The sequence below is a fragment of the Egibacteraceae bacterium genome, assembly GCA_040905805.1.
GTDB lineage: Bacteria > Actinomycetota > Nitriliruptoria > Euzebyales > Egibacteraceae > DATLGH01.
The window spans coordinates 1-7,247 of record JBBDQS010000057.1; the positions used below are offsets into that span (position 1 = coordinate 1).

A 7,247-nucleotide genomic window follows, 5' to 3' on the forward strand; every position below is an offset into this window, starting at 1 on the left:
CGGTCGTGATCATGGTGCGGGAAGTCTTCATAGTGCAGTCTCCGACTCGTAGGTGTCATACGTTCCGTACCTGGGACATCGCGCAGAGTGACCGCAGGGATACGGGTTCGCCGCCCTCGGCCGCAGAACCCCCCACTGGGGCTAGTGACGGGTCAGCGGTGCGCAAGCGACCGTCACGCGGAGACGGGAGGGGACGACACTGACCGTCAGGGCAACCCACCAGCCGGTCTGGGAGGATGGAGGGGCCCATGGCACGAAGGGAAAGGCAGCGATGAGCCGGTTCGCGCATCTGGTCGGCAGCATCCCGCGGGGGTCAGCAGAGGAGGCTATGGCCGCGGCGCTCGAACGATTGGGTCCGCACCTGCGATGGCTGCCGGACGGAGAGACGGGGGAGCGGCAGGACTGGGTGGTGCACATCATCGACTCGTTCCGCCGGCATCCTGATTTGGAACTTGTTCGTGAGGGCGGCTGGTCGGATTACGACGACATCCCGCGGTTCCGGGTCCGTCGTGGCAGTGCGCTCTCGGCCGAGTCACTGGACTCGGGTACGTCGCCGCGTTCGAGCAGAGCTTCCCCACGTTCCTCGAGCCGAGCGGGTGTTCGTCGCCAGGACGCCGCCGCCGGCCCGGCGGCCGATGGCGGCCTACCTTGCGCACGGCATCACGAAGCTGGCCGCCGCTGCACCGTACGGCGCCCGGTTCGGTGTGCATACGACCCGCTCCGAGCTCTCCGGCTACCGGCGGACACCGAGTTCATCGGGGGGTTCGTCCACGAAGCGCACTCCCTACGCGCGCAACAGGCGCTGCGCGACCACCTCGACGCGCTGGTCGGCGAGTCCGTCGCCGTCGCTACCGCCTGTGGATTGGGATGCCGGGCGGTCGCGCCTGCCCTCGCGACCATGGAGCGCGCGGATGTGCTGTGCGATGACCACGGGACACAGTGTCGGGCAGCTCGGTCCCTACGTCGGGGGAGGCGCTCCGAGGCGCCGGCCGCAACGGCCAACTGACCGTTGACGCGCGCAGTGCGGCGTGCGATGGTTCGTGGGCTTCCTCCGGAAGGGCAAGGGGACGCTGCGGGCGTTCCTACCGGCCGGGGGGGCCGCGGGACCAAGGTGGGATCAATCGGTCTCCCGGGTTGGCACAGCGGGTGCGCCGGGACGGACGGTGAAGGGGTACGAAACCATGACGCGTGTCCTCGCGCTCTGCGCGCTCTGTGTGCTCTTGCTCGTCGCATGCCGGCAGGAGGCTGCCCAGCCCCCGGAGGAGGATGACGGTCCGACCGCGGCGGTCTCCGACCTGGAGGGCGTGCGCGCGGCGACGGTGCGCATCGTCGCCGAGGGCACATTCGTGGACCCCGAGATCGGGCTGCAAGCCAACACGGCGGGCAGCGGCTCGGGCTTCATCGTGGACCCGAGCGGCATCGTGGTCACCAACAACCACGTCGTCACCGGTGCCGCCCTGCTGGAGGTGTACCTGGACGGCGAGGACGAACCCCGCAACGGCCGGGTGCTCGGCTACTCGGAGTGCTCGGACCTCGCCGTCATCAAGATCGAGGGGGAGGAGGACTTCCCCTACCTCGAGTGGTACGACGACACCATCACGACCGGCCTGGACGTCTACACCGCCGGCTACCCCCTCGGTGACCCGGAGTTCACGCTCACGCGGGGCATCGTGTCGAAGGCCAGTGCCGACGGGGACACCGACTGGGCCTCGGTGGACTCGGTGATCGAGCACGACGCGACGATCAACCCCGGCAACTCCGGCGGCCCGCTGGTCACCGACGACGCGCAGGTGGTCGCGGTGAACTACGCGGCGGCGACGGACGCCAACCAGTACTTCGCCATCAGCTCGGAGGACGCCAGGCCGTTGCTGGAGCGCCTGCAGGCGCAGGAGAACGTGCATTCGATCGGCATCAACGGCCAGGCCGTCGGCGACGACGCGGGCCTGACCGGCGTGTGGGTGGCGGCGGTCGACTCGGGCTCCGCAGCGGCCGAGGCGGGTATCGAGCCCGGCGACATCGTCACCACCATGGAGGGGTTGACCCTGGGTGCTGACGGCACGATGTCGGACTTCTGCGACATCCTGCGGAGCCGCACGGCGTCAGACGTGCTCGCCGTGGAAGTGTTGCGCTTCGAGACCGAGGAGGTGCTCGCCGGGGAGCTGAACGGCGACCCCCTGGAGGCACGGTTCTCCTTCGCCGAGGAGCTCGGTGACGAGGCTGCCGACCCCGGCGAGGGCGGCGCTCCCGGCTACAGCGACTACGTGGTCATCAGCGACGACACGGACTCCATCTCGGTGGAGGTGCCCGTCGAGTGGTCCGACGTCGATGGCGCCCCCTTCACCCAAGACGGGGCCGAGTTCTTCGACGTGCGCGCGTCCAGCAACCTCGAGTCGTTCCAGACGTCCTGGAACACCCCCGGGGTCATCGTCACCGCGTCGCAGGACCTGGCCCAGTCCGGGGACGAGGTCGCGTTCCTCGACCGACTCTCCGCGGGCTTCGACCAGCCGTGCACCCACTCGGGGCGCTTCCCCTACGAGGACGCGCTCTACACCGGTCAGTACGACCTGTTCACCGAGTGCGGCGGCGTCGGCGCCACCTACGTCATCGTCGGGGCGGTGCCGGAGGACCGCAGCTCGGTGATCGGGGTGCAGATCCAGGTCAACGACGACCGTGACTTCGAGGCGCTCGACCGGGTGCTGGCGACCTTCATCCTCAACTGATTCCACCACCGTCCCGGGGTCGGGATGGGTGGCAGGCCGCTTGCGTTGAGGATCGGGGCCGTGTGGTGGCCCTGATCCCTCGACGGTCCCGTCACTCGGCGCGGCGCATCTCGATGTGGACGTGCGGGCCGGGGCCGGCGAGCTCGTCGATCTGGGAGTTGAAGCCGAACTGCATCGCGGTCAAGGCCACTGGGGTCTGGCCGGCGACGACGCGCTGGCCGGGCTCGACCAGGTTGCCGTTGACGTGGATCATCACCAGGCGCAGGTCGGGGCGGCCTTCGGGCACCACGGTCACGATGAGGTCGGGGCTGCGGCCGTAGAGCAGATAGGGGGTGACCGACACGACGGTGCCCGTGACCGGGCTGGTCAGCGGGGTGTTGTGGGGTACCGCGATGTCGACCGCCGAGGTCGGGTGCGTGCCCCGGCGGCGGTCGGCCAGGATGGCGTAGTCGGGACCGGGCGACGCCGGCAGCGGTGTGTACCGGGGCACGTTGCGGTTGGTGAACGGCGCTCCCTGGGGCTCGAACGGCACGGCGCTGTGCGAGGCCGCTTGGTGGTAGCCGACGACGGCCGCCTGGCCGCTCGGGGTGAGCAGCGGCACACCGGACGCGTGGGCGAACACCTGCGGCGCCGCGAACCTCTGTGCGCGACTGGGTGCGAGGTCGCTGCGGTCGGGCAGCGCCCAGGCGGCCGAGACCGCTGCCGCATCGGCCGCGCTCGCCGCCACCCCGAGCACCGTGGACATGGGGGCGAACGGCTGGGACGGGCCGATCAGCGAGAGCGTTGCCACCGCCGGACCCCCGGCCGCCACCAGGGCGAGGACCGCAATGGTGATCGCGACGAGCAGCAGGGCACACCGTTGACGAAGGCGCTCCCGCTGCGACAGGGAGGTCTCGGGCATACGGGGGGCACCTTTCTCGGCGCACGCAGGCGCTGGCGGCGGGCACGCATGGTCACGCCCCACCTCGGAGGAGGTGGCGCGTGGGCGCAGGCCAAAGAAGCGCTCCCCCACAAGGGGATCGGCCCGTCACACCTATATGCGGATCAACGATTCGGCACCACGGTAGGGCTCGGTTTGGGCTGGTGCACAGGAACATTTTCCCTCGCGCGAGGGCTGGCGGTCGGCTTCCATCGACGTGTCACATGCCTGTGGCACAGTCGGCCACGACACCCGACCGCCGACCCGGGAGACGTCGTGGACGAGCAGGCCCTGCGCATCCGTGAGCTCATCGTCGACTGCTGTGTGGTCTCGCAGCCGCTCGGCGCGCTGCTGCAGGCGCGGGCGCACCTGCTCGCGCTCGCCGAGGAGACCCAGGACCGCGAGGCGATCGACGCGGCGTGCGGGGCGGTCGAGGAGATCGACCGGGCGGTGGCGGCCCGCACGGCGGCGACGCCGCGGCGCCGAGTTTCCTAAGCCCCTCCCGACCCCGGGCGGAGGGCTCCCCAGCCCCGTCCGCAGCGCTCGCCCGTCGGCGCATCCGCCGGCGGGCCCTGTCCTGCTCGGTGCACGAAAAGGCGGGCAGCGGGCCCGAGACCGCTTGTGAAGGGAACGAGGCAGCGGTATTATATGAGCGTATAAGGCTCAGCTTCTATGAAGGAGAGAGCATCATGGCAGTGGTTCGATGGGACCCGTGGGGCGAGCTCGCGGCCTTGCAACGCGACGTCGGTGAGCTGTACCAGCGCACCGGCCCGGAGACCCGCCGGGTCGCCGGCGGTCTCGTACCACCGATCGACGCCTTCCGTACCGACGAGGGCCTGGTCGTGCGGGCGGAGCTGCCCGGCATGACCGGCGAGGACGTGGACGTGTCCGTGGACCAGGGCACGCTGACCATCAGCGGCGAACGCCGACTCGACGACGCCGTGGCCGAGGACCAGTGGGTGCGCCGCGAGCGGCCGATCGGCAGCTTCCAGCGCAGCTTCTCGCTGCCGGAGGGCACCGACGCCGCGAAGATCGCGGCGGCCTTCGACAACGGCATCCTCGAGCTGCGTATCCCGCACCCGCCGGAACGGCGCCCGCACCGCGTCCCGGTGGGCTCCGCCAACGGCGCCGAGCGCGCGGGAGAGACCGTCGACGTGCAGGAGGCCGGGACCTCGTCTTGATCGTGTGATCCCGGGTTCGCGTCAGGACCGGCGAGCGCGGCGATGTGCGCTCGCCGGTCCTCCGCGTGACCGCGTTGATCGCCGGCGCTTGCGGACGCGGTGACCGCCCTGGTCAGCCGAGACGTGCATCGCCCGAGCCTGCGAGAGCGATGCCCTGCTGTGCCGGGTGGGGCGGGGGCGCCGCGACCACCACGAGGGCTGACCGGCTACCGTGAGGCCCTCACCGAGGAGGGATCGTGGCCCAGCTCACGCACAGGGTGTGGATGGACCGGGCGTTGAGCCAGGCCAGGCAGGGCGCTGCAGCGGGCGACGTCCCGGTCGGGGCGCTGGTCGTGCGCGAGGGGCAGGTCATCGCCGAGGCGCACAACCGTCGAGAGCTCGACCAGGACCCGACCGCGCACGCGGAGATGCTCGCACTGCGTGAGGCCGCCGCCCGCCTCGGGTCGTGGCGACTGGACGGCTGCACGCTGTATGTCACCCTGGAGCCGTGCACGATGTGCGCGGGCGCCCTGGTCCTGGCCCGCCTCCCGGCGTTGGTCTTCGGCGCCACGGACCCGAAGGGGGGCGCGGTCGGGTCGCTGTACGACGTGGCCCGCGACGCCCGTCTCAACCACCGGGTGGAGGTGACCGCAGGCGTCCTGGCCGACGAGTGCGGTGCGGTCCTCACCAGGTTCTTCCGCGGCAAGCGCCCCGGGCGCCAGCCGGCCAGGGAGGCCTGAGGGCCGCCGACATAGCTCAAGACCCAACCGCCTACGCCGCACAGCTCACGCTGGCGCCTGGAGGTCTCATGCGTCCGCGACGACTTGGCCGTTGTCCTGCCACTCAGCCGGGGTTGCACCCGGCCCAAATTGCAGATATTCTGCAACTGCTGCCACGTCCGGAGGTCTTGACATGAACTCCCCCACCTTGGGCTTCTCCCTCGGCGCAGAAGATCAGGAGCGGATCCAGCGTCTCGCTTCACGGTATGCCCACGGAAACCGAAGCGCTTGGCTCCGCCAAGCGATCGACCTCTTCGAGGAGCGGGCGCTGTTCGACACTCTGGCACGCCTGCAGGCGCAGGGCGATCGCCGCACCGCGGCACGCGGTCTCGACCGCGGGGCGCTCCAGGACCTGCTGGCGGCCACTGCACAGCAGCCCAACACGCAACATGGCGAACGTGTGTCCGCAATGCTGGACGCTGCCAACATCTCGCCCGCTCTTCTTCCAGCTGACCGGAGTGAGGTCGACGTATTCCTCAAGTCGACTGATCACGAACGGGAGACTCAGCCAGCCGACCGCTGACATATGCAGGTCGTGTTCGATGCCCAATTGCTGATCGCCGCGACCGCCTACGCCGGCGCAAGTTGGCTCGACTGGCCCGACGTGCCGCCGGTCACGAACAACCCCGAGCAGGACTGCCTGGCCCTTGTTGCCTCGGCGCCTCGGTACGGCGACGTCTCGCTCATACTGAGCCGGGGACTGCTTACCCAGGTTCAGGCGGCCTTAGCCGATGACGTTGGCCTGCTGCAGCGAGACATCGATGACTACATCATGGCCGTGCTGACACTGGCGAACGCGAGCGGTGGCGGCGTCGAGGACGACCCGCCGGATTCAGGAACAGGGCATGCGCCGCATGTCGCAGTACCCCTTGAACTTGCGCGCAGGGGACGACTGCTGGTCGCCGAGCACCGCGATGTGGGAGACCTCGGTCCGTTCTGGGGGCCAGAACAGGTACCAATTCTGACGGCCCGCGACTTCAGCGGGCGAGTTGACGCCGCCCGTCGAGCCACCTGACCGTGCTGTTGTGCGCACAGCCCCGTGGCGGTGCGCCCGCACCATCACCGACCGGTGGTTGGCGAGCAGTTCTTCGAAGATCGGGCCCGGGTGGCTGAGCTGCGTCGGATCGAGCCGCGTGGAGGATCCTCAGGATGTCGATCCGGCCGGGCTGCAGCCGGTAGAAGACGACGTCGGGGAACCCGCGGACGACGGCGCGTCGGACGTCCTCGTAGCCGGCGACGGGTGGCGCGCTGCGAGGGAAGGCCTCCAGGCGGGCGAACAGTTCGTCCAGGGACTGGGCGAAGCGCCTGATGAGCCCTGCCTCGGCTGCGTCGTCATACTCGCGAGTCGCGCGTAGATCGGCTCCCGCCGCCGGCCCGAGGGCCAGAACCATCACCCTGGCCAGATGTCAGCCCGGACCTCGTCCCACGACCGACCGGCGTCCGGTTCCCGCTCCAACTCGGCGAGTGCCTCGTCCAGCAAGCGACGCTCCTCGTCGGTCGGCTCGTACACCGGCTCGCCGAAGTAGCGGCGCAGCGCGTCCTGGAACACCAAGAGTTCTAAGTTACAGTTACGACCCAACCGAAAGGGAGAGCTTGGTGGCATCGCAGTTGCGTCGCCGGTGGTCCGCTCGCTTCGAGGGGATGAGTCGCCGGGACCGGCGGGGGTGCG

At 70.0% G+C, this 7,247-nt stretch carries 8 protein-coding genes; 6 read left to right on the top strand and 2 right to left on the bottom strand.

What is annotated here, in order from left to right; genetic code table 11:
- The first annotated feature begins 1,181 nt into the window (after positions 1 to 1,181).
- Positions 1,182 to 2,720 carry a S1C family serine protease gene (locus WD250_07095; protein ID MEX2619969.1) on the top strand — a complete coding sequence of 513 codons (1,539 nt, stop codon included), beginning with the start codon at positions 1,182 to 1,184 and terminating at the stop codon, positions 2,718 to 2,720.
- A 91-nt stretch (positions 2,721 to 2,811) separates the two neighbouring features.
- Here WD250_07095 and WD250_07100 read toward each other — a convergent pair whose 3' ends face one another.
- The gene (locus tag WD250_07100) at positions 2,812 to 3,621 is read right to left on the bottom strand and encodes a M23 family metallopeptidase (GenBank protein MEX2619970.1); all 810 of its coding nucleotides are present in this window, start codon (positions 3,619 to 3,621) and stop codon (positions 2,812 to 2,814) included.
- Between the two features lie 294 nt (positions 3,622 to 3,915).
- Between WD250_07100 and WD250_07105 the strand changes: the two genes are divergently transcribed.
- The 5 genes from WD250_07105 to WD250_07125 all read left to right on the top strand — a co-directional run bounded on the left by WD250_07105 (position 3,916) and on the right by WD250_07125 (position 6,593).
- Complete coding sequence (locus tag WD250_07105; GenBank protein MEX2619971.1) at positions 3,916 to 4,134, top strand: hypothetical protein; 219 nt, start codon at positions 3,916 to 3,918, stop codon at positions 4,132 to 4,134.
- 194 nt (positions 4,135 to 4,328) lie between these two features.
- Positions 4,329 to 4,820, top strand: a complete 492-nt coding sequence (locus tag WD250_07110) for an Hsp20/alpha crystallin family protein (protein ID MEX2619972.1) — start codon at positions 4,329 to 4,331, stop codon at positions 4,818 to 4,820.
- Positions 4,821 to 5,056: 236 nt separating this feature from the next.
- Positions 5,057 to 5,539, top strand: coding sequence for a tRNA adenosine(34) deaminase TadA (tadA, locus tag WD250_07115; protein MEX2619973.1), 483 nt, complete (start codon positions 5,057 to 5,059; stop codon positions 5,537 to 5,539).
- 172 nt (positions 5,540 to 5,711) lie between these two features.
- Positions 5,712 to 6,101 (top strand): hypothetical protein, encoded by a 390-nt coding sequence (locus WD250_07120; protein MEX2619974.1) that lies wholly within the window; start codon positions 5,712 to 5,714, stop codon positions 6,099 to 6,101.
- A gap of 3 nt (positions 6,102 to 6,104) precedes the next feature.
- Positions 6,105 to 6,593: a hypothetical protein gene (locus tag WD250_07125; protein ID MEX2619975.1), complete on the top strand. Its 489-nt coding sequence runs from the start codon at positions 6,105 to 6,107 to the stop codon at positions 6,591 to 6,593.
- 375 nt (positions 6,594 to 6,968) lie between these two features.
- Here WD250_07125 and WD250_07130 read toward each other — a convergent pair whose 3' ends face one another.
- A complete protein-coding gene (locus WD250_07130) occupies positions 6,969 to 7,127 on the bottom strand; it encodes a hypothetical protein (GenBank protein ID MEX2619976.1) in 159 nt (52 codons plus the stop codon).
- Between the last annotated feature and the right edge of the window lie 120 nt (positions 7,128 to 7,247).

Excerpts from the sequence above, each read along its gene's own strand:
- WD250_07120 (MEX2619974.1), top strand. The coding sequence starts at position 5,712 with ATGAACTCCCCCACCTTGGGCTTCTCCCTCGGCGCAGAAGATCAGGAG.
- WD250_07125 (MEX2619975.1), top strand. The coding sequence starts at position 6,105 with ATGCAGGTCGTGTTCGATGCCCAATTGCTGATCGCCGCGACCGCCTAC.
- WD250_07110 (MEX2619972.1), top strand. The coding sequence starts at position 4,329 with ATGGCAGTGGTTCGATGGGACCCGTGGGGCGAGCTCGCGGCCTTGCAA.
- WD250_07100 (MEX2619970.1), bottom strand. The coding sequence starts at position 3,621 with ATGCCCGAGACCTCCCTGTCGCAGCGGGAGCGCCTTCGTCAACGGTGT.
- WD250_07095 (MEX2619969.1), top strand. The coding sequence starts at position 1,182 with ATGACGCGTGTCCTCGCGCTCTGCGCGCTCTGTGTGCTCTTGCTCGTC.